Below are 25,472 nucleotides of genomic sequence, written 5' to 3' on the forward strand. Positions count from 1 at the left end.
GCTCCATCGTCGTTGGTTCAGACGCCGAGGTTCTTGCCGATGATCTCCTTCATGATCTCGGTGCTGCCACCGAGGATCGTGGAGATGCGCACGTCTTGGTACGCCTTCGCGACGGGGTACTCGAGCATGTAGCCGTAGCCGCCGTGCAGCTGGAGGCAGCGATCGACGACCTTCTTGTTCAGCTCGGTCGCCCACCACTTGGCCTTCGCGGCGTCCACCGCCGTCAGGGTGTCGTCGAGGACGCCCTGGATGCAGTGGTCGATGTAGACACGGGCGATGTCGAGCTCGGTGTCCATCTCGGCGAGCGCGAACCGATTCGCCTGGAACGATCCGATCGGCGATCCGAAGGCGGTGCGCTCCTTGGCGTAGACGAGCGTGTCGTCGAAGACCTTGCGCGCGCTCGCGATCGCGGAGATCGCGATCGACAGCCGCTCGGACGGCAGATTCTCCATCAGGTGGATGAAGCCGCGCCCCTCGACGCCGAGCAGGTTCGAGACCGGCACACGGACGTCGTCGAAGAACAGCTCGGCCGTGTCCTGGGCGCCGTTGCCGATCTTCTTGAGATTGCGGCCGCGCTCGAAGCCGGGGGTGCCGCGCTCGACCACGATGAGGCTGAAGCCCTTGTGCCCGGCGTCGGGATCGGTGCGCGCCACGACGATGACGACATCGCTGAGGATTCCGTTGGAGATGAAAGTCTTCTGGCCGTTGATGACCCACTCGTCGCCATCGCGCCGCGCGGACGTCTGGATGCCGGCCAGATCGCTGCCCGCGCCCGGCTCGCTCATCGCGATCGCAAAGATCAGGTCGCCGGCGGCGAGGCCGGGAAGCCAGCGCTGTTTCTGCTCGTCGTCCGTGAGTCGCTGCAGATAGGGCGAGATGATGTCGTTGTGCAACGTCAGCGCCGGACCGTGCAGGCGAGACCGCGATTGTTCCTCCGCGACGATCGCGTTGTAGCGGAAGTCCGTGACCCCCAGCCCGCCATATTCGACCGGTACGGAGAAGCCGAGGACGCCAGCCCTCGCGGCGGCGGCGTAGACCGAGCGATCGACCTGGCCGTCGGCCTCCCACTGAGCGTGATGCGGGGCGACCTCGCGGCTCAGGAAGTCTCGGACGAGGGTTCGGAACTCGTCGTGCTCCCGGGTGAAGACACTGCGGGTCGCTGCCATGGCGTCAGTCCTTTGGGGAATTCATTCTCAGTTGAATCATTGCACTGTATCCATGTTAGCCTGTGGCAATGAGCGAACCTTCGGCCGGCCCGCTGGCCGGAATACGCGTCGTTGAACTCGCAGGAATCGGGCCGGGACCGTTTGCGAGCCTCCTTCTCAACGAGCTCGGAGCCGAGGTCATCCGCATCGACCGACCCGGCGGAAGCGAATTGCAGTCGACCGTCTCGTCGGGGCTCAACCGGGGTCGTGCGAATGTGGCGGTCAACCTCAAGACTGCGGGCGGCCGCGACACCGTGCTGCGCCTGGTGGCCAGCGCCGATGTGTTGATCGAGGGCAACCGCCCCGGCGTCACCGAGCGCCTCGGCGTCGGCCCGGATGACTGCCTGGCGGTCAATCCTGGCCTGATCTACGCACGGATGACCGGATGGGGCCAGGAGGGTCCGCTCGCGCACACCGCGGGCCACGACATCAACTACGCGGCGATCAGCGGGGCGCTCCACACGACGGGCACCCACGAGAAGCCCATGCAGGCTGTCAACCTCATCGCCGACTTCGGCGGTGGATCGCTGTACCTGATCATCGGAGTCCTCGCAGCCCTGCAGGAGCGCACCCGTAGCGGGCGCGGCCAGGTCATCGACGCCGCGATGGTCGACGGCGCGGCCTCCTTGGTCACGATGCTCTACGGACTACTGGCCCAGGGCGGCTGGAAGGACGAGCGGAGGGTCAACCTCCTCGACGGTGGAGCACCGTTCTACGACACCTACCGCTGCGCGGACGGCAAGTACGTTGCGGTGGGCGCGATCGAGCCGCAGTTCTATGCGGCTCTCCTCGAGGGGCTCGGCCTGACCTCGATCGAGGGCGATCAGCTCGACCAGGATTTCTGGCCCGCCCACCGCAAGATCTTCGAGGACGCGTTCGCAGAGCGGTCTCGCGACGAATGGGCGAGCCACTTCGACGGCACCGACGCGTGCGTGGCACCCGTGCTCAGCCTCACCGAGGCACCGCAGCATCCGCACATGGCCGCTCGCGGGACCTTCGCAGAGCTGGCTGGTCATCCGCATCCGAAGGTGGCGCCGCGATTCTCGCGCACGCCCGGGCTCGACCCCTCGCCATCGCACAGGGTCGGTCAGGACACCGAGGCGACACTTGCTGCGTGGGGATTCGGCACCGAGGAGATTCGATCGCTGATCGACTCGGGTGCGGTGTTCCAGGACGCGAACCACTGACTGTTGTTGGACACGTGAACTCACAGGAGAAGACCATGGCATCTGAGGTACTCGTCGAGCAGCGCGACGGCGTGCAGATCATCACGATCAACCGTCCCGAGGCGAAGAATGCGCTCAATGCGGCCGTGGCCGAGCAGATCGCGGCGGCCGTCGACGAGCTCGATGCCTCAGATGAGCTGCGTGTCGGTGTCCTGACCGGGGCCGGCGGAGTCTTCTCGGCCGGGATGGACCTCAAGGCCTTCCTCAAGGGCGAGAGTCCCGCGATCCCGGGCCGCGGCCTGTGCGGCATCACCATGACACCGCCGACCAAGCCGCTGATCGGCGCGGTCGAGGGCTGGGCCCTGGCCGGCGGATTCGAGCTCCTCCTCGCATGTGATCTCGTCGTGGCGGCGGAGACCGCCCGATTCGGGGTTCCCGAGGTGAAGCGCTCGCTCGTCGCCGGGGGTGGGGCGGCGATGCTGCTGGCCCGACGCGTTCCGTTCGCCATCGCCCTCGAGCTGCTGATCACGGGCGATCCGATGACGGCGCCCCGCGCGGCCGAGGTGGGCCTGGTCAACAAGGTCACGGGTGAGGGTGAGGCGCTCGGGACCGCTGTCTCGTGGGCGACCGCGATCGCCGAGAACGGACCGCTTGCGGTCGCGGCCTCGAAGGCCATCGCCCGCCAGAGCAGCGACTGGACCTTCGAGGACGGGTGGGCTGCCCAGGAGAAGATCATGCGGCCGGTCTTCGAGTCCGAGGATGCCCGCGAGGGGGCCACCGCATTCGCTGAGAAGCGATCGCCGGTCTGGAAGGGACGCTGATGCGTCGCAGGCTCTACGATCAGGATCACGAGGACTATCGGCAGGTCGTCCGCGAGTTCGTGGACCGGGAGGTCACCCCTCACCGTGAGCGGTTCGACGAACAGCATCTCGTCGACCGCGAGACGTGGCTCGCGGCCGGCAAGCAGGGGATCCTCGGCGTGGCAGCGCCCACCTCCCTCGGCGGTGGCGGCCTCGACGACATGCGCTACCGCAATGTCGTCGTCGAAGAGCTGGCCCGCGTGGGTGCCGCGTCGGTGGCGTCCGGGTTCAGCCTGCAGGACGACATCACGCTGCCGTACATCCTCGACCTCGGCACGCCCGAGCAGCATGAGCGCTGGGTTCCTCGGATGGTCACCGGCGAGCTCATCGGCGCGATCGCGATGACCGAGCCGGGGGCCGGCAGCGACCTCCAGGGCGTCCGTACGACCGCAGTGCGCGAGGGGGACGACTGGGTCCTCAACGGGTCCAAGACCTTCATCACCAACGGCATCTCATCGGATCTGGTGATCGTGGTGGCGCGGACCGATCCCGGCGCGGGCTCGCGCGGATTCAGCCTGCTCGTCGTCGAGCGCGGCATGCCCGGCTTCGAGCGGGGGCGCAAGCTCGAGAAGGTGGGGCTGCAGGCGCAGGACACCGCCGAGCTGTCGTTCGACAATGTGCGGGTTCCCGCCGCGAATCTCCTCGGCACCGAGGGTGGCGGTTTCGGTCACCTGATGGAGCGCCTTCCCCGTGAGCGCCTCTCGATCTCCATGATGGCTCTGGCCGCTGCACGCGCGGCCCTGGACTGGACCGTCGAGTACACCAAGGAACGGGTCGCGTTCGGCCAGCCGCTCGCCAGCTTCCAGAACACGCAGTTCGAGCTCGCCGACATGGTCACCGAGCTGGACGTGCTGCAGGCCTATGTCGACGCCTCGATCATCGCGCTCAATGAGGGCGAGCTGACGGTTGTCGATGCGGCCAAGGGCAAGCTGTTGTCGACCGAGACGCAAAAACGCGTCGTCGACCGATGCCTTCAGCTGTTCGGTGGCTACGGCTACATGTTGGAATATCCGATAGCGCGGTCCTACGTGGATGCGAGGATCCAGACGATCTACGGCGGGACCTCGGAGATCATGCGGACCATCATTGCGCGAGATCTGACGGGGCTGCGATGACGTCGAACGATGTGCTGCTCAGCGAGCGATTCGGATCGACGCTCTGGCTGACGTTGAACCGGCCCGAGCGCCGCAATGCCCTGACCGTCGACCTGGTCAGGCAGCTCGCCGACGCGATCGGCGGTTGCGATGCCGAGGTGCGATGCATCGTGCTGACCGGTAGCGGCTCGGCGTTCTGCGCAGGCGGCGATCTGACCGATCTTTCCGCCGTGGCCGAGGGCGGTGCCCGCGTCGTCACCGATGTCATCTACTCCCAGTTCCAGCGGCTCGTCCGGGCCCTCGCCGAGGCCCCGTGCCCCGTCATCGCGGCCGTCAACGGGCCCGCACTGGGCGCAGGCCTCGATCTCGCGATGGCGTGCGATCTACGGGTCAGCAGCACCGAGGCGGTGTTCGCGAGCTCATGGATCGGCGTCGGCCTGGTCCCTGGAATGGGCGGCGCACACCTCCTCAGCCGCGCGATCGGTACGGCTCGAGCGACCGAGATGGTGCTGATGGGCGAGCGGGTCTCACCCCAGACCGCGCTCGAATGGGGTCTCGTGAACAAGCTCGTCGCGGCAGGCGAGTTGAGGACGACCGTCGACGCGATGACCGACCACATCGGATCGCTTTCGGCGGCTGCGATCAAGAGCAGCAAGGAATCGCTCCAACGCGCGATGTCCCTCGGCTTCGAGCAGGAGCTCGCGATCCTCGGTGCCACGCAAGGCGGCCTGCTGACGGGCCAGGAATTCCGGGATGCCACGGCACGATTCAGAAAGAAGGACGCTTGATGAGCATCGACGGACCGGCGGGCGAGCTGCGTGTGTATCTGGAGAAGGTCATGCCCGGATTCCGCGCCGAGTGGGGGGCCGCGACCTCCTTCGAGGCCCAGCTCGCGTGGCAGAAGCTGCTCAACGAGGGTGGCTGGGCTGCGCCGTCGTGGCCTGTCGAGCACGGCGGCAGAGGACTCAGCACGGTCGACCGGATCGCCTGCGATGCCGAGCTCGCACGCGTCGACGCGCCGATGGCCGCGGGTGCCATTGCGCTGCAGAACATCGGTCCCGCACTGATGATGTTCGGGACTGAGGAGCAGCAGCGGTCGCTGCCCCACATCCTGAGCGGCGAGGAGTTCTGGGCGCAGGGCTTCAGCGAGCCGGGTGCGGGCAGTGATCTGGCCGCGCTGACGATGCGGGCAGAGCTCGTGAACGGCGAGTTCGTCCTCAACGGCCAGAAGGTCTGGACCTCGAACGGCATGCAGTCGACCCACGCGCTGCTGTTGGTCCGCACGGATCGGGAAGCGGCCAAGCACAAGGGCATCTCGGCGCTGCTGGTCAAGCTGGACTCGCCGGGCATCGAACGCCGGCCGATCAAGCAGATCACGGGCGAGTCCGGCTTCGCGGAGATGTTCTTCCACGACGTACGGGTGCCCGAGGCGAATCTGCTCGGTCCGCTCAACCAGGGCTGGCTCGTGACCATGAAGACGCTCGGCTACGAGCGCACGGGCGTCATCAACATGGCAACGAAGCTCGAGCGCGACGTTCGTGAGGTGGTCGAGAACACGACCGTCACGGATCCGATCCTGCGCGACGAGCTCCTGGGTCACTGGATGGACGCTCGGCTGGTCGGACTGATGGGAGCCCGTGCGCTCGCCAGGCTCAAGGAGGGCGAGGAGCCCGGCTCGGAGCAGTCGATCATCAAGTTCGGTTGGAGCCTCGTGTCGTCTCGTCTGGCCGAGACCGAGATGAAGGTCTCGGGGCACCATTCCCTGCTGGCGGACGATCGTGGCACCCAGCGATTCCTGCGCTCCCGCTCGGCGACGATCGCCGCGGGCACGACCGAAGTCATGAAGAACATCCTCGCCGAGCGCGTGCTCGGCCTACCCCGCGACTGAACGTTTCCCGAAAGGACCCACCCATGTCCCAACCCGTCATCCTCGCTGCTTGCCGCACCGCCATCGGAACCGCCCGGAAGGGGACTCTGCGCGACACGACGGCGTTCGAGCTGGCACCGCTGATCGTCTCCGAGGCCGTCCGCAGGTCGAAGCTGCCCGTCGAGGTCTTCGACGACGTCATCTTGGGCGAGGTCCTCGCCGGTGGCGGAGCGATCGCCCGCTATGCGGCTCTTGAGGCCGGACTGACCGATGTGCCCGGTGTCGCGCTCAACCGTCACTGCGCCTCGGGCCTCAGCAGCATCGCGATGGCTGCGGGCAGCGTTGCCGCCGGGATGGATCGCGCGGTGGTTGCCGGGGGAGTGCAGTCCAGCTCGACCGCGCCGGTCTCGAAGCGCCGCACGCCCGGTACCGACGACGAGTGGGAGGACCCGTGGATGTCACCCACGCACGTCTCGACTCCTGACGCCCCCAACCGGGACATGACCATCACGGTCGGATGGAGTGCGGCCAAGTCCGCCGGCATCACCCGGGAGGAAGCCGACGCCTGGGCCTTGCGGTCGCATCAACGGGCCATCCGCTCGATCGACGAGGGACACTTCGTCGACGAGATCGTGCCGGTCAAGGTCACCGCACGCGATGGCTCGGTCAGCGTGTTCGAGGTCGACGAGCACCCTCGACGTTCCTCCTCGCTCGACGCGCTGGCGAATCTCAAGCCGCTGCACCCGGAGATCGACGGATTCAACGTGACCGCCGGAAACTCCAGCGGTGTCAACGACGCCGCCGCAGCCGTCGTCGTGACCTCGGCCGAGCTCGCCGCCGAGCACGGCGTCGAACCGCTGGCGACGATCCTCGGCTGGGCCAGCGTGGGCGTGGATCCGAGCCTCACAGGCACGGCACCCGTGCCGGCCATCCAGAAGCTGCTCGAGCGCACGGGGCTCACGGTCGCCGATGTGGACCTGTGGGAGATCAATGAGGCCTTTGCCACCGTGGCTGTTGCGACGACCAAGATGCTCGGCCTCGACCCCGAGCGGGTCAACGTGCAGGGGAGTGGCTGCAGCCTCGGACATCCGGTCGCCGCGACCGGTGCGCGGATGATCACGTCACTGATCAACGAGCTCCGACGTCGCGGCGGCGGAGTCGCCATCGCCTCGATGTGTGCAGGTGGCGGGATGGGCAGCGCGATGGCGATCCGCGTCTCCGCCTAGAAGAACGAAGAAGGCGCCCGATCCGACAGTTCCGGATCGGGCGCCTCGCCGTTTTCAGCTGGACTACTTGGTGACGCCGACGTAGCGAAGATCGGGAATGCCGACGAAGCCCGACCGTCCCATCGTGTCCGCACCGACCACCTTGTCACTGGCCGCGATGACCGTCGGCAGCGCGCAGATGTTGACGTCGAACGCCTGCTCGACCGTGATCCTGGACGCAGCCTCGAGCGTCGCGACACGCTCCTCGTCGCTGAGCTTCGGGTCGTAGGCCTTGTTGACCGCCTCACCGAACTCGGGCGGCGTCCCACCGGGGAAGCGTGCCGGGTTGAGGTACTGGTTGGCCAGTGTCATCGCACCGTTGGGCTGGGTCGGCTTGACGCTGACGAAGCCGTCGGCGGCGCCGTCTGCCCATGCGGGGTACAGCTGGGTGCCTGCGAGCTCCCGGACCTCGAGATCGACACCGACCTCCTTGAACTGGGCCTGCAGGGTCTCGGCGATGCTGGTCTCGGGGGAGATGTTGGCTCCCACCACTGCGACCAGCTTCAGCCCGTCGGCGACACCGGCATCCTTGAGCATGGCCCTCGCCTTCTGGGGATCGTAGGTGTAGTCGACGGGCGACTTCTCGAGATGCCCTTCGTACACCTCGGGCAGTGGCTGCGTCGTGGGCTCGCACTTGCCGCCGAGAAGCGAGGTGTTGATGGCCTCCCGGTCGACTGCATGGTTCAGCGCCTGTCGAACCCTGAGATCGGACACCTTCTCGCTGCCGGTGTTGAAGATGAACGCATAGGTCACGGCGGGCCGGTAGTACGTCGTGGTGAACTTCTTCGGGAGTGCGTCGAGCTGCTTGACCTGGTCGAGCTTGTTGACCGACATGTCGTACTGGCCCGACCGCATCGCGTTGATGCGGGTCGCATTCGAGACGATGCCGGTCATCTCGATGCGCTTCGCGGGTGCGGCCTCCTTGTCCCAGTAGTCCTCACGCCGGTTGAACGACGCGTTCTGGCCGGACGTGAACTTGTCGAGCACATATGCGCCGGACCCGACCGGCTTGACGTCGAGGTCGTCGTTGTCGATGGCTGCCGGGCTGACGATGCCGCCTTCGGCGCCTGACAGGACGTATGGGAGATCTGCGGCCGATCGGTTGGTGTTGAACTTGATGTTCTGGGCGTCGACGACCTCGATCGACTCGACCATCGGGAAGAACACCGCAACCGTCGAGTCGGGCAGGTTCATCGCGCGCTCCATGCTCAGCTTGACGGCGTTCGCATCGAGCTTCTCCCCGTCGGAGAAGGTGACGTCATCGCGCAGCGTGAAGGTGACCGACCTGTTGTCGTCGCTGAACTCCCACTTCGTGGCCAGCATCGACTCGAGCTGGAGGTCCGGCCCCATCCGGGTCAGGTTGTCGTAGACCAGCGTCGTGAACGGGAACGAGGCCTGCGTCGAGGCGGCCTTGTGCGGGTCGAGGGGATAGGGCGGATAGTTCATCGCGACCTTGAGGGTGCCGTTGCGGTCGACGTCCTCGCTGGCCGGGGATGCTTCATCAGTCGAGCCGCCGCTGCATGCTGCGAGTGCCAGCATCGCAGCCGCGACAAGCATCGTGAGTGGGGTGGACGATCTTCTCATGGATGATTCCTTTCAGATGGCGCTGCGACGGCTGCGGGGAAGGGCCGCATCGGTAGGTGCGTGGCCATGCTGGAGCCGGCCGGTCCCAGCTGGAGGTGGACCCGGAGGTTCCGGCGGTGGAAGAGCTTGATGAGAGCCTCGTCGTGCCGGCCGTCCGCGGCGTCGGCGAGCACGAATTCCTCGAGTGCCGCATCGCCCTCGGCGAAGGTGGCGGGTCGCCGGCCGAGCAGCGCGTGCAGATCGTCGAGATCGTCCTCGATGATCTGGTCGCCGATCTCGTGGGCGCGTTGCAGGTGGCGGGCCATGCGGAAGGCCAGACGCAGATCGTGCTTGAGCAGGTAGTCGTCGGTGTCGACCTTGAGGGACTCGACCAGATGGGCGAAGGTCTTGTCCTGTCGGGTGATCCGCGGCTCGGGCGCGGTGACGGTGGGCAGCTCGATGTCGAGCAGCTCGGCAAGGGTCTCCCGTCGCATGGAGATTGGTCTCGCTGTTCCACTGCATGTTGTTCATCAAGTCGGTGTCGCTGACCGGATCGGCCACCGCCGGTCCGAACATCAGCTGATTGCCCAGAGTGCTCGCGAACGTGTGGCGCTTGATCATCTCCAGGTCGACGATCGTCCCGGACAGCTCCTCGTAGCGCGCATAGAGCGTGGCGAAGTCACCGAACGGGATGAGCGTGTCGCGCATGCGCCACACGGCCAGGTCGATCAGAGGATCGCCGATGTGGCCGAACTCGAGGTCGAGCACCGCCGTCAGATGTCCCCGATCGTGGTGGAACTGGCCGGTGTCGCAGATGATGGGCGCCTCACGGCCGTCGGAACGGGGAGGGTGCCGTCGCATCCAGCCGAGGCAGAACTCCGTGAACGGATCGGGCGCGGCCTTCTTGGCGCGCCAGTTCTTGATCATCCGCGAGCGGTGGACGAGCGCGGGGTCCTCGCCGGCAGCCGCGCGAATGATGCCTGCCTGGGTGAAAGGCTCGATCGGGAGCTGATGGACCTTGACGAGCTCCTGCAGGTACTCATCGACGATCACGTCGCGGTCTGCCTCCGAGACGCCGCCGAAGTCGGGTCTGCCCGGGACGAGCTCGAGGATCAGCGCGTCGATCTCCGGCAGATATCCGTACAGCTCGGGCACCTTGACGCCGTTGTCGTGAAGGATGCGGTGGAAGGCCATCTCGTGCTGGAGCGGGTACGCCTGAGTGTCGGCCCGATCGCCGCGAACGACCACATCGTGACGCATGCCGTCCTTCTCGGCCTCGACGAACCAGGTGGGGCGCCATCGGGTCTGCCGTCTGATGTCCAGGACGTTCACGCCCATCTCGCGGGCGACTACTGCTCCGACGTCGTCTACTGAAGGAATGGTCAAGGACTTCTCATCTCAATCAGTGCATTGATTTAGCGGACCATAACAGGCACAGTGTGATCTGTACAACACCCGAGCCATCGAGCGCCGACGACGGGAAACTCCAGTGAGCGTGACGAAACAGCAGTTCTCGGACGACATCGCAGAGCAGCGCGAGCGGTGGTACCGCGAGGGGCACTTCTCGACGCGCACGATCGGCGAGCAGCTGGCCGTTGCGGCTGAGAAGTTCCCCGGGCAGGGCTATGTCTTCGCGACCGAGGCCGAGCGGATCTCGATGACGTTCGTCGAGGCGCTCGAGCAGAGCCGTTGCGTCGCGGGTGGCCTCCAGGCGCTGGGCCTGCGGCCGGGCGACACGGTCGCGATCCAGGTCTCCAACCGGCCCGAGCTGGTCACGTCGTACTTCGGGGCCTACCTGGCCGGGCTGACGATCGTGCCGATCACGCACATCTACGGTCCGCGCGAGGTCTCGTTCATCCTTCGCGAATCCGGGGCGAAGGCGCTGATCCTGCCCGACCGGTGGCGCTCGATCGACTACCTCGAACGCGTGGCCAGGCTCGAGGACGTGTCGGCGCTCGAGCACGTGATCATGCTCGGAGAGGGCTCGACCGAGACCAGCATCCGCTGGGACGACATGATCACGTCCGGACAATATCGAGAGGTCGAGATCTCGGCCGACGATGTGTGCACGATCATCTACACGTCGGGGACGACCAGCAATCCGAAGGGCGTCCAGCACACCCACAACTCCCTGCTCGCGGAGATGGCGACGATCGGCCCGATGCTCGAGTGCGGACCGGGCGAGAACAAGTTGGTGCCGTGGCCGGCGGGGCACATCGCGGGTCTGATCGGCGTGTGCGGGGGACTGATCGGCGGGCCCGGGGTCGTTCTCATGGATCGATGGGACGCCGTCGCGGCGGTCCAGCTGATCGAGGAGTTCAGCTGCGTGGGCACGAGCGGCACGCCGTTGCACGTCGCGGCCATCCTCGAGGCTGCCGCCAGCACAGGCGCCGACATCTCAAGCCTGCGGTACATCCAGGTGGGCGGGGCGAATGTGCCGCCCGAGCTGGTCGACCGGGCCGAGCGCGCCGGGATCTCGGTCGGCCGCGCCTACGGCAGCACCGAGCATCCCACGAGTGCGTCGTCGAGCCCGCAGGCCGACCGCTGGACGCGTTCGCGCACGGACGGACACGTCAGGTTCTCCCACGAGCTGAAGATCGTCGACCTGTCGGGTGAGGACGTGGCCATCGGTGAGGAGGGGGAGATCGTCACGCGCGGTCCGATGCAGTTCGTGGGCTATCACGACGAGAGCCTCAATCTCGAGTCGTTCCTGCCGGGCGGGTGGTTTCGCACGGGCGACATCGGCCGGCTCGACGACCGAGGCCGGCTCACGGTGACCGACCGGTTGAAGGACATCATCATCCGGGGCGGAGAGAACATCGCCTCGAAGGAGGTCGAGGACCTCATGGCGACCCATCCGCGAGTGCTCGAGGCCGCGGTCGTCGCCGAGCCCGACCCGAAGTACGGCGAGCGCGTCGCGGCCTTCGTCCTGCTCGGTGAAGGCGATTCGCTGGACGTCGAGGAGATCCGGTCGATGTTCGCCGAGGCCGGCATCGCCCCGCAGAAGGCGCCGGAGCGGATCGAGGTCGTCACGGACCTGCCGCGCACGCCGTCGGGCAAGGTGCAGAAGTTCGCCCTTCGCGAACGGCTCTCGACACCGTAGATCGATGGCTACCAGCCGGGGGGCCAGTCGCGGCTGACCTGAGATTCCCACTGCGGGGTGCGCTTCTCGTGGGCGGTGCGGCCACCCTCCATCTAGTCCGGTGTGCCCATCAGCAGTCGAGGACGGACGGCACTGATTGGTTGTTGGTGTCCACGAATCAGGCTGGTCGCTCGGACGGCGCGGCCAGAATCGCCTCGCGCAGCTCCGCAGGCGGGCTGCCGATCGTGCTCCAGACCTGGGTGCGCTTCAGGTACAGCGAAGCGTCCTGCTCGGTCGTCAGTCCCAAGCCTCCGTGATTCTGGATGTTGTCGCCCGCATTCCTGATCGCGTGGTCGCGCCCGATCGACAAGGCGGCATGTCCGAGCAGGACCTCGTCGCTGCGGCCGCCGCCATGCGCCAGGGCCGCCAGGGTCACGAGCTGGGTTGCTGCCTCGGCGCGGACAGCCATGTCGGCGCAGCGGTGCTTCACGGCCTGGAACGAGCCGATCGGGACGCCGAACTGCTCCCGCACCGCGGTGTACGAGGCGCTCATGGCGCACGTCGCCTCGGCGCTTCCCGAGAGCATCGCCGCGACCAGGATCGACAGATACGCATTGCCGTCGAGCTCCGCGAGGGCGACTTCGACGAAGGGCTCGCCCGTGATGCGCAGATGTGCCAGCCGCGATCCGGGATCGACGCACTCCTTGGTCTCGACCGTGGAGACTGCGGAGCTCTCGTAGAGGGCGCTGGTGCCGTCGGCGACGACCCATGTGGTTGCCTCGCCAGCATCGAGCGTGCGGAAGAGGCCGTCGCCGATGCGTTCGATGAGGCCCACCGGCCGCCCACCGGTGGAGATCTCCTCGACGAGGTCGAGCCGGCCGGCCGCACGTGCGATCTGCAGCGCGAGCGCCGTGCCCAGGAAGGGGCCCGGAACCAGGCCGCGTCCGATCTCGCGGAAGACCAGCGTCACTTCGGCCAGACCGAGTCCGGTGCCGCCCAGCTCCTCGGGGAGATCGAGGGAGAAGAAGCCGTTCTGCGCAGCCGTCGCCCAGAACTCCGTGTCCGTCACCGGCTGGTCGTCGGCAAGATCGCGCAAGCGATCCCGGGGGGCTGACTTCTCGATCAGATGTCGCGCCGTGTCGGCGATGGCGGCCTGCTGTGCATCCAGAAGAAGATCCATGAAGTCACTTTCCCTTCGGCAGGCCGAGGACCCGCTCGCCGATGATGTTGCGCTGGATGTCCTTGCTGCCGGCCGCGATCGTCCCCGCAAAGCTGCGATGCCAGACCTTCGACGGATCTGCCGGACCCCCGAATCGCTCCGCCGCCTCGGCGCCGAGGATGTCGACCGCGAGCTTCTTGACACGCTGGTCGAGCTCGCCGAAGAACAGCCTCAGCATGGATCCCTCCGGACCGGGCTGCGTGCTGCGGGCGTTCCTGGTGATGTTCGCGAGGCTCATGGCCGACAGCGCTGCCGCCTCGGCCCGCGCGGTCGCGAGCCGATCGGCGATCGCGTCATCGTCGATACGCGTGCGGCCACGACGGTCGACCCTGGTGCGGGCCTCCTCGATCAGCCGGTCGATGCGTCGGGACGCCTCGACCTGGTCCTTCATGAAGCCCGTGCCGCGTTCGAACGACAGCGTCGACATCGCAACGCTCCAGCCGTCGTCGACCTCGCCCACGACGTTCGACAGTGGGATTCGGACATCGTCATAGAACACATCGCACACCTCGGGCTCGCCCGTGAGGAGCTCGATGGGACGCACCGTGATGCCGGGGGCGTGCATGTCGCACACGGCCCAGGTGATCCCGTGGTGGCGCTTGTCGGCGCGGCTGGTCCTGATCAGGAGTTCCTGGAAGTCGGCGAACTGGGCGTAGCTGGTCCAGGTCTTCTGGCCGTTGACCACGAGGTGGTCGCCGTCGATCTCGCCGCGTAGCGAGAGCCCGGCCAGGTCGCTGCCGGCTCCGGGCTCTGAGAAGCCCTGGCACCAGACCTTCTCGCCCTTGAGGATCTTGGGCAGGTGGAATGCCTTGAGCTCCTCGTTCGCACGGGCGATGAGCGTGGGCCCTGCGTGATTGATGCCCACGAAGCACACGCCGATGTACGGTGCCTCCGCCCACGCCATCTCCTCGTACCAGATCATCTGCTCGAGCAGGGACAGTCCGCGGCCGCCGTACTCCTTCGGCCAGTTGATGCCGGCCCATCCGCCCTCGAACTGCGTGCGCTGCCAGGCCAGGTCGAAGTCGCGTGCCTCGGTGCTGACCGGCGGACGCGGCGTGCGTGGGACGTTCTCGGCTAGCCAGGTGCGCACCTCCTCGCGGAAGTCGGCCATCTCGCGGGGCAGCAGCAGGTCCACGACTTCTCCAACCAGTTATAGGTAGACGATCTATCTCATTTAAGCATTGCGTGCGATGATGACCTAGCGGTTCGCATGGATCGCCGACCGAGTGAGGAGAAGTGATGACCGTATCCACCGAGATGGACGGGGGAGTGTGCATCATCTCGCTCAACCGGCCCGAGCGACACAATGCGGTGGACGACGCAACGGGTGCGGCCTACGGTGCTGCCTTCCGAGAAGCGGCCGGCAGCAAGGATGTCTCGGTCATCCTGCTGAGGGGGGAGGGCCGCTCGTTCTGCTCGGGCCGCGACACCGCACAGCTGGGCCGTCGAGTCGAGGGCGAGTCCGACTTCTCCTTCGTGCGGCGGCACCAGGATTCTCGGCTCGCGCAGGTCGACTGCCCCAAGCCGGTGATCGCTGCACTCAAGGGCAACGTCCTGGGCGGTGGCCTCGAGATGGCGCTGGCGGCCGACATCCGGATCGCCTCGACGGATCTGCAGATGGCGTTCCCCGAGATCGGCTACGGGCTCATGACCGACACCGGCGGTGCGGCGTTCGCGACCGTGCTCGCGGGCCCGTCGCGCGCCAAGCTCATGCTGATGACGGGCCGGCGCATCGGGGGCGAGCAGGCGCTGGCCTGGGGCATGGTCGACGAGCTCGTCGCGCCCGAAGACCTCGACGACACCGCTCGTTCCCTCGCCCACGAGATCGCCCAGCACGGAGAGCTCGCGCTCGGCAGCATCAAGCAGGTGGTCGACGAGATGTGGCACACCGCGCTGCACACGGGCATCCGAGCCGAGCTGCTCGCGCAGGTGGCGCTGTTCGGAAGCCCGGAGTATCTCGAGCTCAAGCAGAAGCGACAGGCGGCCGCACGATGACCGGTCTGCCGAAACCGCCGGCTCTCGGCGCCACAGCGCTGCCCGCAGGGACGTACGCCGGGCAGGTCGTGTTCGTCACCGGCGGAGGCACCGGACTCGGCAAGGCCATGGCGGTCGAGTTCGCCCGCCTCGGTGCGTCGGTCGCGATCGCGAGCCGCCGCGAGGAGCATCGAGCGTCCGGCGTGGCCGCGATCGAGGCGGTCGGCGGACGAGGTCTCGGCGTCGAGGTCGATGTGCGGGAGCCGGAACAGGTTGCGGCCGCCTTCGACCTGGTCGAGTCCGAGCTCGGCCCCATCGACGTCCTGATCAACAACGCGGCCGGGAACTTCCAGGTCCCGGCCGAGGAGCTGTCGATCAACGGCTGGCGCGCCGTGACGGGAATCGTCCTGGACGGCACCTTCATCTGCAGCACCGAGCTCGCGCGGCGAGCCAAGGCGGCGGGACGTCCCGCGAGCATCCTCAACATCGGCGCGACGTACTCGTGGACCGGCGGACCGGGCACGTCGCCGTCTGCCGCCGCGAAGGCCGGCGTGACCAATCTGACCCAGAGCCTTGCCGTCGAGTGGGCACCCTTCGGCATCCGCGTCAACTGCCTGGCTCCCGGCACGTTCCCGCACGATGACCATCCCACGGCCCTGCTCGCGCTGCGCAACGCCGGCTCGATCGACCCCGCTGAGCGGATCCCCGCCGGACGGGTCGGTGAGCTGCACGAGCTGGGCTGGGCCGCGACGTTCATGTGCTCGCCGTACGCGACCTACCTCAGTGGCCACACGCTGGTGCTCGACGGTGCGAACTGGTTGCGTAGGGGCCTGCGGATGCCGCTCTTCGTGCCACTTCACGAACAGATCGCCCACCCCGAGACTCTCTGAGACCCGATCCATCCCGCTACGACTTGAGGAACCCGAACCCGTGACGCATACCGAAGAACAGCAGTCGACCGATCTCAGCGCGGACATCCTCTCCTGGGTCGAGGAGTCCCTGGGCGGCAAGATCACCTACGCCGACCGTCAGCCGGGTGGAGGACGGCGAGAGGCGTGGTACGTCGACGTCGAGACGCCCGACGGCCAGGTGCGCGAGCTGTTCCTGCGGTACGACCGCACCGACCGCGAGGCCGCCGGCGATCCCTTCACGCTCCAGGACGAGGCCAAGTACTTCCTCGCGCTCCAGGACTCCGCAGTTCCCGTGCCGAAGATCTATGCGGTGCACCCGGTCGAGCAGGCGATCGTCTCGTCGCGGGTGCCCGGCAAGGCCTGGTTCTCCCAGCTGCGGGACGAGGAGCAGCGGCTCGCCATCGCGCGCGAGTTCATGACGATCCTCGCGGGCCTGCACGCGGTGGACCTCCACGGCGTCGACCTGCCGGGCGATCGCACGGATCCTGATCGCGATCTCCGCGACGTGGTCGTCGACGAGATCGAGCGCTGGACCGAGCTCTACCGGGCGGGCGTCGCCCCGGCCGACCCGCTGATCGAGCTCGGCCTGGTGTGGCTTCGCAAGAACGTCCCCGACGTCGCGGGGCCGGTCGTCCTGGTGCAGGGCGACACAGGGCCGGGCAACTTCCTGTACGAGGACGGCCGGGTGACGGCCGTCCTCGACTGGGAGCTGGCGCATCTCGGCGATCCGCACGACGACCTGGCCTGGCTCACGGTGCGCGCGGTCCAGGAGCCCTTCACGCACATGCCCGATCGCCTTCGTGACTATGCCGCGGCGAGCGGTCGCGAGATCGATCTTGACCGGATCCGCTACTACCGCGTGTTCGCGGAGCTGCGCATCCTGATCCTCGGCCACAACAAGGTCGGCAACGCCAGTCCGCTCTCGGAGATCGGGAACTCGCTGATCTACGGCGCGCTGCACCGGCGGTTGTTCATCGAGGCCATGGCCGACGTCTTGGGGCTCACGCTGTCGACGCCCGAAGCGATCGAGGCCCCGGCGACGTCTCAGGAGTGGCTGTACGACGCGGCCCTGGCCCAGATCTCGCAGATCATCGTGCCCCGCAGCGAGGATCCGTTCGTGATCCAGCGCAGCAAGGGCCTTGCGCGCATCCTGAAGTATCTGCGCGAGGCGGACAGGCTGGCCGATCCCGCGGCCTCTCGCGACCTCGACGATCTCGAGTCCGTCCTCGGCTCACGTCCTGGCTCGGTCGTGGAGGGATCGGCGGCACTGGTGCGCGCGCTGTCCGACGACACGATCGACGCCGCCGCGGCGGTGGCGTTCTTCCAGAGTCAGTCCATCCGTCAGACGCAGATCATGCGGCCTGCGATGGGCGTGCTCGCCGACCGTCACTTCGACCCGCTCAGCTGAAGGGATCTCGCATGGACCACCTGACGACGGACTGGGATCAGCACTTCCAACCGGCCGATGACGCGCTGCACGGCGTCACCGACAACTTCTACGAGAACGAGACGTTCTGGTTCTCCTTCTTCGTCCCCGAGCGCGCGATGGGCGCCTGGCTCTACTCGGGCGTCCGGCAGAACGCCGGCGTGAGCACCGGAGGGCTGTTCGTCTGGGACGACACCGCGACCCAGCCGGCGGATCTGCCGTTCTACGAGTACTTCTCGTGGCTCAAGCCTCCCACGGAGGTCGGCCCGGACCGGGTGGCGCTGCCCAATGGCATCACGATCACCACGATCGAGTCGGGGATGGTCTACGACCTGGCTCACACCGATCGTGACGGGACGAGCGTCCAGCTTCGATTCGAGGGTCTCGAGCCTCCCGTGCCGCTGCGCGCGGGCGCTCCGCCGTATCCCACGGCTTCGCACTTCGACCAGACCGGCCACGTCACGGGCCATCTGGTCCTGGACGGCGAACGGGTCGACGTCGACTGCTTCGCGATGCGCGACCGCTCGTGGGGGCCGCGTACCGAACGCGGCTACCCCCGGATCGGCTACACCTGGCTGGCCGATCGTGACGTGTCGGTGCTGGCCTTCTCGCGTCCCGTCGACGGCGTCGACGAGGTGTACGCGGGCTACCTGCGTCGAGACGGCAAGGTCTCGAGGCTGGTCTCCGGGCAGCGAACGGTCGACCGTGACCCGGCAGAGGGCTGGGTCACCGCGATGACGATCGATGCCGCCGACGAGCAGGGCAATCGGGTCTCGGTCACGGGCGAGGCGCGCAGCAGGATGGTGCTGGCGGGCGCGACGAATGTGTGCGTCAACTCGGTCATGCGCTGGCAGGTCGACGGACGCGAGGTGCATGGCGAGGACCAAGACGTGTGGTCCATGAAGCAGTGGCGAGCCGCCCGCGGCCGATAGCCACGAATTCATCCATCTAATAGATAACTCTTTGGTATACTTGAGTTATTTTGCTGAAGGAGATGTTGTGGGATTTCGCAGTCGTTTCGCGCAACTGCTCGACGAGGCCCCGGAAGGGGCGCCGGCCATCGAGTTCGAGGGCCGGTGGGTCTCGTGGGGTTTGCTCCAATCGGTGTCGCGAGCCATCGACGCGATCCTGCATGAGCACTCATTCGGTGAGGGCACACGGGTCGGGATCGTGCTGGAGAACCGGCCCGAGCACGTCGGGGCCATGCTGGGCCTGATGGCAACGCGACGCTGTCTCGTGACCCTCAGTCCCTTGCAGCCCCCCGAGCGGCTGTCTGCCGACATCGAGCGCAGCGACGTCCCGTTCGTCGTGGTCTCGACGGAGATGCTCGCGCGTCCTGGCATCCGTGAGTCGATCGAGAAGGTCGGTCACGTCATCGAGCTGGATCCCACTGGCCGTGTGAGCGTCAGCGGTGCCTCGATCGGTTCGACGTCGACCGCGAGCCCCGACACCGCGATCGAGATGCTGACCTCGGGGACGACCGGACCACCCAAGCGGGTGCGACTCAGCGATCGACAGTTCGACCGATCCCTTGAGACCAGCGTTCCGGAGCCCAAGCCTGATGTGCTCTTCCGCAACGGCGTCAGCCTGGTCTATACGCCCTTGGTGCACATCGGCGGACTGTGGGGCGCGGTCTCGGCGCTCTACTCCGGTCGCAAGATCGTGCTCATGCACCGGTTCGTCCTCGATCAGTGGGTCGACTCCGTCGAGCGGCATCGGCCGCGAGCGGCTGGCCTGGTCCCGGGCGCGCTGCGTGCTGTCCTTGACGCCGATGTTCCCGTGGAGAAGCTGTCGAGCCTCCAGGTCGTGACCAGCGGAACGACCTTCTGCCCGCCGGACCTGGCAGATGCCTTCTTCGACAAGTACGGCATCCGCGTGCTGATGACCTATGGGGCGACCGAGTTCGCCGGGGCGATCGCGGCCTGGACCCTCCCGATGCACCAGAAGTGGTGGGCGAGCAAGTCGGGAAGTGCGGGCCGAGCCATGCCGGGGGTCGACCTGCAGGTCGTCGGCCCGGACGGTGACGCGCTGCCGGTAGGAGAGACGGGACTGCTCGAAGTGCGCAGCGCCCAGTCGTCGGCGGGAAGCGGGACGTGGGTTCGCACGAGCGATCTGGCCCGCGTCGACGCCGACGGATTCGTCTTCATCGTCGGTCGCGCCGATGATGCGATCGTCCGAGGTGGATTCAAGGTGCAGCCGACCGAGGTCGCCCAGGTGCTCGAGCGGCACCCCTCGGTGCGGGAGGCATCGGTCGCTCCATTCCCCGACGACCGCTTGGGGCATGTTCCCGTCGCAGGTGTCGAGCTGGTCCCCGGGGCGTTGCGGCCCGCACCTGAGGAGCTCATCGCTCTGTGCCGCGAGTTCTTGATGCCGTACGAGGTGCCGGTGCACGTCGTGGTGCTCGACGAGCTCCCGCGCACGCCGTCGTCGAAGGTGAGCCGCGTCGATCTCCTCGACGCCGTTCAGCACTCGATGCTGCTGGGCAAGTCCGCGTGACCGCCGTCAGGTCGGCGACGCTCGCCGGGGCTGTGCTGGACGGCGCCGCGCAATTCGGCGCCACGCGCTTCGTTGTCGCGAGCGAGGTGCGGCCGCATGCCACGACGGTCGGCGAGCTGGTCGAGGAGGCCAAGCTGGCCGCAGGTGCGCTGCAAGGCCTCGGGGTCGGGGCCGGCGATGTGGTGGCGGTCCAGCTGCCGAATTGGTACGAGGGCGCGGTCCTGCAGACTGCGGCTGCTCTCGTGGGCGCCGTGGTCCTGCCGATCGTGCAGATCTACGAGCGCCGTGAGGTCGAGTTCATCGTTCGAGAATCACGCGCCCGGGTCTTGGTCATCCCCGGCGAGTGGCGAGGTCGCTACTATCCGGACATGCTCCCGGCGATGGGATCCTTGCCCGATCTCGAGCAGGTCGTCGTCATCGGCGACAACGTGCCGGCGGGAGCGCTGTCCTGGGACGATCTGATCGGCCCGTTGGCCAAGCCGTGGTCGATGCCGGTCCTTGATCCCCGGTCGATCGCGATGCTCGTCTACACCTCGGGGACCACGGCGGACCCGAAGGGCGTCCAGCACAGTCATGAGTCGCTGCTGGCCGAGGTGTGGTCGGACTCGTCCGCGAGCGCATCGGCTGCAGGATCGTCGACCCTTGCGGTCTTCCCGTCGGGCCATGTGGCCGGGCTGCTCGGACTGCTACGCGTTCTCGTCAAGGGCGCGCCGACGGTCACGATGGATGTCTGGGACCTGGCGACCGCCGCCCGTCTGATCGACGAGCATCGCGTGACCTTCACGTCGGGGGCGCCCGTGCATCTGAGCGGGCTTCTCGACGCGAAGGACAACGGCGAGGCCGCCCTCGAGACCCTCAAGGAGTTCCTCGTCGGCGGTGCCAGCGTCTCTCCTTCACTGATCGAGCGGGCCGATCGAGCCGGTGTGGTGGCTTATCGCTGCTACGGCTCGAGCGAGCATCCCACGGTGACGGTGGGGCGGATCGAGGACTCCCTCGACCGCCGTGCCAACACCGACGGTCCGGCGATTGCCGGCAACGAGCTGCGTATCGTCGACGACAACGGGGTTGACGTTGCTCCTGGCGAGGCCGGCAACATCGTCACCCGCGGCGCCGAGCTGTTCGTCGGATACCGCGACACCTCGCTCGACGCCGAGGCGTTCCTCGAGGGCGGGTGGTTCATCACCGGCGACATCGGAACCCTCGACCAGGAGGGTTATCTGACCGTCACGGACCGCAAGAAGGACATCATCGTGCGAGGCGGCGAGAACATCTCGTCGAAGGAGGTCGAGGACGTCCTGGCGACGCACCCCGACGTCGCAGATGTCGCGGTGGTCGGTGCCCCCGACGAACGACTTGGCGAGCGGGTGGCTGCCTTCGTCATCGTGCGGGACGGCAAGAGCCTCGAGCTGTCAGATCTGGCCGCCCATTGCGCCGCCGCCGGCATCGCGAAGGCCAAGACGCCGGAGCTCGTCCGGATCGTTCAGGAGCTGCCCCGGACGGCTGCTGGGAAGATCAGGAAAGTAGACCTTCGGAACGAGCTCAGACGCTAGTTTCGGTAACAGTTCACTGATATAGTCATTAGCAGTAATTTCCGAGAATCTAGTTGTGGAGTCATCGTGAAGCTGAGTGTTGGACAGACCCTGTCGAGTGCGGTCGACACCACGACGGTCATCGTCGTCAAAGCGCCCGATGCCGACGTCGCTGTCGCATGCGGCGGCGTGGAGATGTACGACGCCAAGACGGGAGCGGCGAGCTCAGGGGAGGCCGATCCGGCGCACATGGGCGGCACGCAGCTCGGCAAGCGCTATGTCGACGAGACGGGCAGCATCGAGCTGCTCGCCACCAAGGCGGGAGAGGCCTCGTTGTCGGTCGACGGCGTCGCGCTGACGATCAAGACTGCCAAGCCCCTGCCGTCGTCGGACTGAGGAGCGCGCCGTGAAGCTGACGATGCTGCTCGAGATGGCGGCCGATGGATTCGGCGACCGCACGGTCATTGGGCGACTCGACGGTGGCCTGAGCGCTGCGGAGCTCAAGGCCATGGCCGAGTCGGGGGCTGCTGCCATCCGCGATGCCGAAGCCGACTCGGTCGTGTACCTGGCTGTCAACGGCCCGGCCTTCCCAGTGGCGATGTTCGCCGCGGCGTTCGCCGGTGTCCCGATCGTGCCGGTCAACTATCGCCTCGGTGACGAGCAGCTCAGCTCGCTGCTGGCCAACCACCCTCGCGCGTACGGCATCGCGGACGAAGCGCAGCTTCCGCTCCTCGAGCGCGCCGGCATCTCGGCGGTCACCCCCGAGCAGTGGCTCGAGGTCAGTCGCGGTGTGGCTGCGCCGATCGAGGTGGAGTCGGATTCGCCGGCGGTCATCATCTACACGAGCGGGACGACTTCCGCGCCCAAGGGGGTGCTCCTGCATCACGACAACTTGGTCTCGTACGTCCTGGGCTCCGTCGAGTTCGCCTCGGCCGACCCGGACGATGCGGCGTTGATGAGCGTCCCGCCGTACCACATCGCCGCAGTGGCCAATGTCATCACGAATCTCTTCGCCGGTCGCCGGTCGATCGTGCTCGAGCAGTTCGCTCCGCACCAGTGGCTTGACACCGCCCGGGAAGAGGGAGTCACGAACGCCCTGGTCGTCCCCACGATGCTGGCGCGCATCGTCGAGTCCGATGCTCCCAAGGAGCTTCCTCGGCTGCAGACCCTCGCGTACGGGGGAGCGCCGATGCCGTCGGCGGTCATCGAGAAGGCCCTCGCGATGTGGCCGGAGATCGGCTTCGTCAATGCGTACGGACTGACCGAGACCAGCTCGACGGTCGCGGTGCTCGGTCCGGAGGATCACCGCGTCGCGCTCGCGAGCGACGATCCTGCAGTCCGCGCACGGTTGTCCTCGGTCGGCAAGATCGTTCCGAGCATCGAGCTGGAGATCAGAGGCCACGACGATCAGCCGGTGGGTCCTGGCATCACGGGCCGCATCTGCGTGCGCGGCGATCAGGTCTCGGCCGAGTACGCCGGAATCGGCAAGGCCGTCGACGAGCGCGGCTTCTTCGACACCCGCGACAACGGGTACGTCGATGAGGAGGGCTACCTGTTCATCGCCGGCCGACTCGACGACACGATCATCCGTGGCGCGGAGAACATCGCCCCGGCGGAGATCGAGGAGGTGCTGCTGCGCCACGAGGCCGTCCTGGATGTCGCAGTCGTCGGCGTGCCCGACGAGGAGTGGGGCCAGCGGATCGAGGCGGCTGCCGTGATCAGGCCCGGCGTCGACGTGTCAGCCGAAGATCTGCGCGCATTCGTCCGATCGGCGCTGCGTGGCAGCAAGACTCCCGACCGGATCGTGTACTGGGATGAGCTGCCGCGCACTGTGACCGGCAAGCTGGTCCGACGCACGGTGCTGACCAAGCTGCTCGAAGATCAGGCCACGGTCTGATCCCGGTTCCCCCCAGACCAAAAGTGCGGAGTCCTGCACGGTTCTAAGCGTTCGAACCGTGCAAGACTCCGCACTTCTGGTCGGGGGCTGGTCAGGCGCCCTTGGGCGTGAAGCGAAGCGCGCCGTCGAGGCGGATCGTCTCTCCGTTGAGATACGGGTTCTCGCAGATCTGCAGGGCGAGCTGGGCGTACTCCTCGGGGCGTCCCATGCGCTTGGGGAACGGCACCGCCGCGCCCCAGTAGGCGTCGAGCTTGACCGGGTCGGCGTCGCCGAACGCGGGGGTGAGGAACGTGCCGGGGGCGATGGTCATCACCCGGACGCCGATGGGGGAGAGATCGCGCGCGATGGGCAGCGTCATCCCGACGATGCCGCCCTTGGCCGCGCTGTAGGCGGCCTGACCGATCGTGCCGTCGAACGCCGCGATCGAGGCGGTGTTGATGATGACGCCGCGCTCGCCGGTCTCGAGCGGCTCGGTCTTGGCCATGCTCGCTGCGGTCATGCGGATGAGGTTGTAGGAGGCGCCGAGGAAGATGTTGACGACGCGCATGAAGTCATCTTGTGCGATCGGCTCGTTCTCGCGGTTCAGCGTGCGTCCGCCGCCGGGTCCACCATGGGCGATCACGGTGATGCGCAGGCTGCCGAGCTTCTCAGCGGCGTCGATGGCCGCCTGGACGCTCGCCTCATCGGTCACGTCAGTCTCGACGAAGACCGCACGCTCGCCGAGGTCCTCGACCACAGCCTTGCCCTTGACCGCGTCGAGGTCGCAGATCACGACGCTCGCGCCTGCCGCGTGGAGGCGGCGGGCCGTGGCCGCACCGAATCCGCCGCCGCCGCCGGCGACCAGCGCTACTGCACCTGTGATGTTCATCTGCACGTCTCCTCTGATGTTCCGGGGGCTAGGGGCCGTCGACCGGTGGCCGGGCCACGTCAAAACTCCGACAAGCATATATTTAGTTAATACAATTAATCAAGATTATGAGCGGCGAGGACGTCCAGCAAGGCGACGGCGTCGGCCATCGAACGGTACTGATCGTTGAGATGCGTGCAGGTGTCGATGCCGGTCATCTCGGCACGGACCCAAGGCCGCAGCTCGCGCACGTCCAGCCCCAGCAGGCGCTCGGAGCTCCGCGTCGCGTGGGGGCACTCGACCCAGGGGAGTACGCGGGTCGTCGCCTCGACCTCGTGGATCACCAGTGACGCGCGATCGAGCCGCATCGTGACGTTGTACTCGTGCACGGTCTGCTCGAACCCGAGCGCGTCGACATGGCTGTCGCGGAAATGGCTGTCGAGCACGACGTCGGCGCCCTGGACGCTCACGTCCAGGCGGCGGGCCCTGCGCATGCCATGCGGGGGAAGTGGAGGCAGCTCATGCCATGCCGCCGGATCGCCGGCATCGATCAGATCGGGGGTCGCGGGGCCGGTCACGATCGGGGCTGCACCAGACTTCTCGATCTGGAGCATGATCGTGCCCCCGCTGCGCCAGCCTGAGCACAGATCGGCTGGTGGCGCGTAGTCCGACGCGGGGTTCACGGACCTGACACCGCCCGAGACGACCGCGTGGCCGGAGACGAGGGTTGCCACCGGGATGTCGTCGAGCAGGAGGTGCAGCCTGGTGGCCTGGGCAACCTGGTCGGGCAGGGCATGCAGGATCTTGCCGCGGAAGCCGCTTGCCGCGCTGGCGCCGACCAGCCCGTCGAGTCGACGGTCGGCCGGCTGCGACCTGAGCTCAGAGATCCGACGGCTGTCGAGGTACTCGACCCGGGCCTCCAGGTGCGAGTCGCCGACGACTTCGAGCTGTCCGTCGGCAAGCGTGACGACGTCACGCGAGTGTCCAATGAGGCGCAGCGGTCCGGTGAGACCGTCGGTGCGGATCGAGTCCATCGTCGCAGTTCGTCGGGCCGAGCGTGGTGCGCGGGCG

The 25,472-nt window shown here is 67.2% G+C and carries 22 protein-coding genes and 1 pseudogene; 15 read left to right on the plus strand and 8 right to left on the minus strand.

Features of this window, described 5'->3' with window-relative positions; genetic code table 11:
• Positions 1–17: 17 nt before the first annotated feature.
• Entirely contained in the window at positions 18–1,166 is a 1,149-nt protein-coding gene (locus tag GEV27_RS08875; RefSeq protein ID WP_153934071.1) for an acyl-CoA dehydrogenase family protein, read from the minus strand.
• A gap of 68 nt (positions 1,167–1,234) precedes the next feature.
• On the opposite strand from GEV27_RS08875, the gene GEV27_RS08880 reads away from it, so the two are divergent.
• The 6 genes from GEV27_RS08880 to GEV27_RS08905 are packed head-to-tail and all read left to right on the plus strand — an operon-like array spanning position 1,235 to position 7,418.
• A complete protein-coding gene (locus tag GEV27_RS08880) occupies positions 1,235–2,392 on the plus strand; it encodes a CaiB/BaiF CoA-transferase family protein (RefSeq protein ID WP_153934072.1) in 1,158 nt (385 codons plus the stop codon).
• A 35-nt stretch (positions 2,393–2,427) separates the two neighbouring features.
• Positions 2,428–3,192, plus strand: coding sequence for a crotonase/enoyl-CoA hydratase family protein (locus GEV27_RS08885; protein ID WP_153652867.1), 765 nt, complete (start codon positions 2,428–2,430; stop codon positions 3,190–3,192).
• Complete coding sequence (locus GEV27_RS08890; protein WP_153934073.1) at positions 3,192–4,346, plus strand: acyl-CoA dehydrogenase family protein; 1,155 nt, start codon at positions 3,192–3,194, stop codon at positions 4,344–4,346. The genes GEV27_RS08885 and GEV27_RS08890 overlap by 1 nt, the downstream gene beginning before the upstream one ends.
• Before the next feature lie 11 nt (positions 4,347–4,357).
• On the plus strand, positions 4,358–5,113 hold the full coding sequence (locus GEV27_RS08895; protein ID WP_194944171.1) for an enoyl-CoA hydratase/isomerase family protein: 756 nt from the start codon (positions 4,358–4,360) through the stop codon (positions 5,111–5,113).
• Positions 5,113–6,213 (plus strand): acyl-CoA dehydrogenase family protein, encoded by a 1,101-nt coding sequence (locus tag GEV27_RS08900; protein ID WP_153934074.1) that lies wholly within the window; start codon positions 5,113–5,115, stop codon positions 6,211–6,213. The genes GEV27_RS08895 and GEV27_RS08900 overlap by 1 nt, the downstream gene beginning before the upstream one ends.
• Positions 6,214–6,236: 23 nt before the next feature.
• Positions 6,237–7,418: a thiolase family protein gene (locus tag GEV27_RS08905; RefSeq protein ID WP_153652863.1), complete on the plus strand. Its 1,182-nt coding sequence runs from the start codon at positions 6,237–6,239 to the stop codon at positions 7,416–7,418.
• Positions 7,419–7,481: 63 nt separating this feature from the next.
• On the opposite strand, the gene GEV27_RS08910 is transcribed toward GEV27_RS08905, so the two are convergent.
• The 3 genes and pseudogenes from GEV27_RS08910 to GEV27_RS18305 form a co-directional block, all read right to left on the minus strand.
• Positions 7,482–9,041, minus strand: a complete 1,560-nt coding sequence (locus GEV27_RS08910; RefSeq protein WP_153934075.1) for an ABC transporter substrate-binding protein — start codon at positions 9,039–9,041, stop codon at positions 7,482–7,484.
• Positions 9,038–9,514, minus strand: a complete 477-nt coding sequence (locus tag GEV27_RS17775; RefSeq protein ID WP_228765137.1) for a hypothetical protein — start codon at positions 9,512–9,514, stop codon at positions 9,038–9,040. The genes GEV27_RS08910 and GEV27_RS17775 overlap by 4 nt, the downstream gene beginning before the upstream one ends.
• A gap of 274 nt (positions 9,515–9,788) precedes the next feature.
• Positions 9,789–10,358, minus strand: a pseudogene (locus tag GEV27_RS18305) (phosphotransferase); the annotation flags it as partial.
• Positions 10,359–10,515: 157 nt separating this feature from the next.
• Between GEV27_RS18305 and GEV27_RS08920 the strand changes: the two are divergent.
• A complete protein-coding gene (locus GEV27_RS08920; RefSeq protein ID WP_153934076.1) occupies positions 10,516–12,123 on the plus strand; it encodes an AMP-binding protein in 1,608 nt (535 codons plus the stop codon).
• 157 nt (positions 12,124–12,280) lie between these two features.
• On the opposite strand, the gene GEV27_RS08925 is transcribed toward GEV27_RS08920, so the two are convergent.
• Positions 12,281–13,282, minus strand: a complete 1,002-nt coding sequence (locus GEV27_RS08925; RefSeq protein ID WP_153934077.1) for an acyl-CoA dehydrogenase family protein — start codon at positions 13,280–13,282, stop codon at positions 12,281–12,283.
• Between the two features lie 4 nt (positions 13,283–13,286).
• On the minus strand, positions 13,287–14,456 hold the full coding sequence (locus tag GEV27_RS08930) for an acyl-CoA dehydrogenase family protein (protein WP_309222129.1): 1,170 nt from the start codon (positions 14,454–14,456) through the stop codon (positions 13,287–13,289).
• 104 nt (positions 14,457–14,560) lie between these two features.
• On the opposite strand from GEV27_RS08930, the gene GEV27_RS08935 reads away from it, so the two are divergent.
• The 8 genes from GEV27_RS08935 to GEV27_RS08970 all read left to right on the plus strand — a co-directional run bounded on the left by GEV27_RS08935 (position 14,561) and on the right by GEV27_RS08970 (position 23,554).
• On the plus strand, positions 14,561–15,316 hold the full coding sequence (locus tag GEV27_RS08935; RefSeq protein WP_153934078.1) for an enoyl-CoA hydratase/isomerase family protein: 756 nt from the start codon (positions 14,561–14,563) through the stop codon (positions 15,314–15,316).
• Positions 15,313–16,185, plus strand: a complete 873-nt coding sequence (locus GEV27_RS08940) for an SDR family oxidoreductase (protein WP_153652858.1) — start codon at positions 15,313–15,315, stop codon at positions 16,183–16,185. Before GEV27_RS08935 ends, GEV27_RS08940 begins: the two co-directional genes overlap by 4 nt.
• Before the next feature lie 40 nt (positions 16,186–16,225).
• Complete coding sequence (locus GEV27_RS08945; RefSeq protein WP_194840032.1) at positions 16,226–17,614, plus strand: phosphotransferase family protein; 1,389 nt, start codon at positions 16,226–16,228, stop codon at positions 17,612–17,614.
• An 11-nt stretch (positions 17,615–17,625) separates the two neighbouring features.
• On the plus strand, positions 17,626–18,564 hold the full coding sequence (locus tag GEV27_RS08950; protein ID WP_153934079.1) for a hypothetical protein: 939 nt from the start codon (positions 17,626–17,628) through the stop codon (positions 18,562–18,564).
• A gap of 67 nt (positions 18,565–18,631) precedes the next feature.
• On the plus strand, positions 18,632–20,128 hold the full coding sequence (locus GEV27_RS08955; protein ID WP_309222130.1) for a long-chain fatty acid--CoA ligase: 1,497 nt from the start codon (positions 18,632–18,634) through the stop codon (positions 20,126–20,128).
• Positions 20,125–21,678, plus strand: a complete 1,554-nt coding sequence (locus GEV27_RS08960) for an AMP-binding protein (protein WP_309222131.1) — start codon at positions 20,125–20,127, stop codon at positions 21,676–21,678. The genes GEV27_RS08955 and GEV27_RS08960 overlap by 4 nt, the downstream gene beginning before the upstream one ends.
• Before the next feature lie 66 nt (positions 21,679–21,744).
• The gene (locus GEV27_RS08965; protein WP_153652854.1) at positions 21,745–22,053 is read left to right on the plus strand and encodes a hypothetical protein; all 309 of its coding nucleotides are present in this window, start codon (positions 21,745–21,747) and stop codon (positions 22,051–22,053) included.
• Positions 22,054–22,063: 10 nt separating this feature from the next.
• Positions 22,064–23,554, plus strand: a complete 1,491-nt coding sequence (locus GEV27_RS08970) for a long-chain fatty acid--CoA ligase (protein WP_309222132.1) — start codon at positions 22,064–22,066, stop codon at positions 23,552–23,554.
• A gap of 91 nt (positions 23,555–23,645) precedes the next feature.
• Here GEV27_RS08970 and GEV27_RS08975 read toward each other — a convergent pair whose 3' ends face one another.
• Both GEV27_RS08975 and GEV27_RS08980 read right to left on the minus strand, forming a co-directional pair.
• Entirely contained in the window at positions 23,646–24,422 is a 777-nt protein-coding gene (locus GEV27_RS08975) for an SDR family NAD(P)-dependent oxidoreductase (RefSeq protein ID WP_153652852.1), read from the minus strand.
• A gap of 95 nt (positions 24,423–24,517) precedes the next feature.
• Positions 24,518–25,435, minus strand: coding sequence for a DUF2889 domain-containing protein (locus GEV27_RS08980; protein WP_194944172.1), 918 nt, complete (start codon positions 25,433–25,435; stop codon positions 24,518–24,520).
• Positions 25,436–25,472: the final 37 nt, after the last annotated feature.

The organism is Aeromicrobium sp. S22 (assembly GCF_009661045.1).
Lineage (GTDB): Bacteria > Actinomycetota > Actinomycetes > Propionibacteriales > Nocardioidaceae > Aeromicrobium > Aeromicrobium yanjiei.

Excerpts from the sequence above, each read along its gene's own strand:
- GEV27_RS08875 (WP_153934071.1), bottom strand. The coding sequence starts at position 1,166 with ATGGCAGCGACCCGCAGTGTCTTCACCCGGGAGCACGACGAGTTCCGA.
- GEV27_RS08880 (WP_153934072.1), top strand. The coding sequence starts at position 1,235 with ATGAGCGAACCTTCGGCCGGCCCGCTGGCCGGAATACGCGTCGTTGAA.
- GEV27_RS08885 (WP_153652867.1), top strand. The coding sequence starts at position 2,428 with ATGGCATCTGAGGTACTCGTCGAGCAGCGCGACGGCGTGCAGATCATC.
- GEV27_RS08890 (WP_153934073.1), top strand. The coding sequence starts at position 3,192 with ATGCGTCGCAGGCTCTACGATCAGGATCACGAGGACTATCGGCAGGTC.
- GEV27_RS08900 (WP_153934074.1), top strand. The coding sequence starts at position 5,113 with ATGAGCATCGACGGACCGGCGGGCGAGCTGCGTGTGTATCTGGAGAAG.
- GEV27_RS08905 (WP_153652863.1), top strand. The coding sequence starts at position 6,237 with ATGTCCCAACCCGTCATCCTCGCTGCTTGCCGCACCGCCATCGGAACC.
- GEV27_RS08910 (WP_153934075.1), bottom strand. The coding sequence starts at position 9,041 with ATGAGAAGATCGTCCACCCCACTCACGATGCTTGTCGCGGCTGCGATG.
- GEV27_RS17775 (WP_228765137.1), bottom strand. The coding sequence starts at position 9,514 with ATGCGACGGGAGACCCTTGCCGAGCTGCTCGACATCGAGCTGCCCACC.
- GEV27_RS08925 (WP_153934077.1), bottom strand. The coding sequence starts at position 13,282 with ATGGATCTTCTTCTGGATGCACAGCAGGCCGCCATCGCCGACACGGCG.
- GEV27_RS08935 (WP_153934078.1), top strand. The coding sequence starts at position 14,561 with ATGACCGTATCCACCGAGATGGACGGGGGAGTGTGCATCATCTCGCTC.
- GEV27_RS08940 (WP_153652858.1), top strand. The coding sequence starts at position 15,313 with ATGACCGGTCTGCCGAAACCGCCGGCTCTCGGCGCCACAGCGCTGCCC.
- GEV27_RS08950 (WP_153934079.1), top strand. The coding sequence starts at position 17,626 with ATGGACCACCTGACGACGGACTGGGATCAGCACTTCCAACCGGCCGAT.
- GEV27_RS08975 (WP_153652852.1), bottom strand. The coding sequence starts at position 24,422 with ATGAACATCACAGGTGCAGTAGCGCTGGTCGCCGGCGGCGGCGGCGGA.
- GEV27_RS08980 (WP_194944172.1), bottom strand. The coding sequence starts at position 25,435 with ATGGACTCGATCCGCACCGACGGTCTCACCGGACCGCTGCGCCTCATT.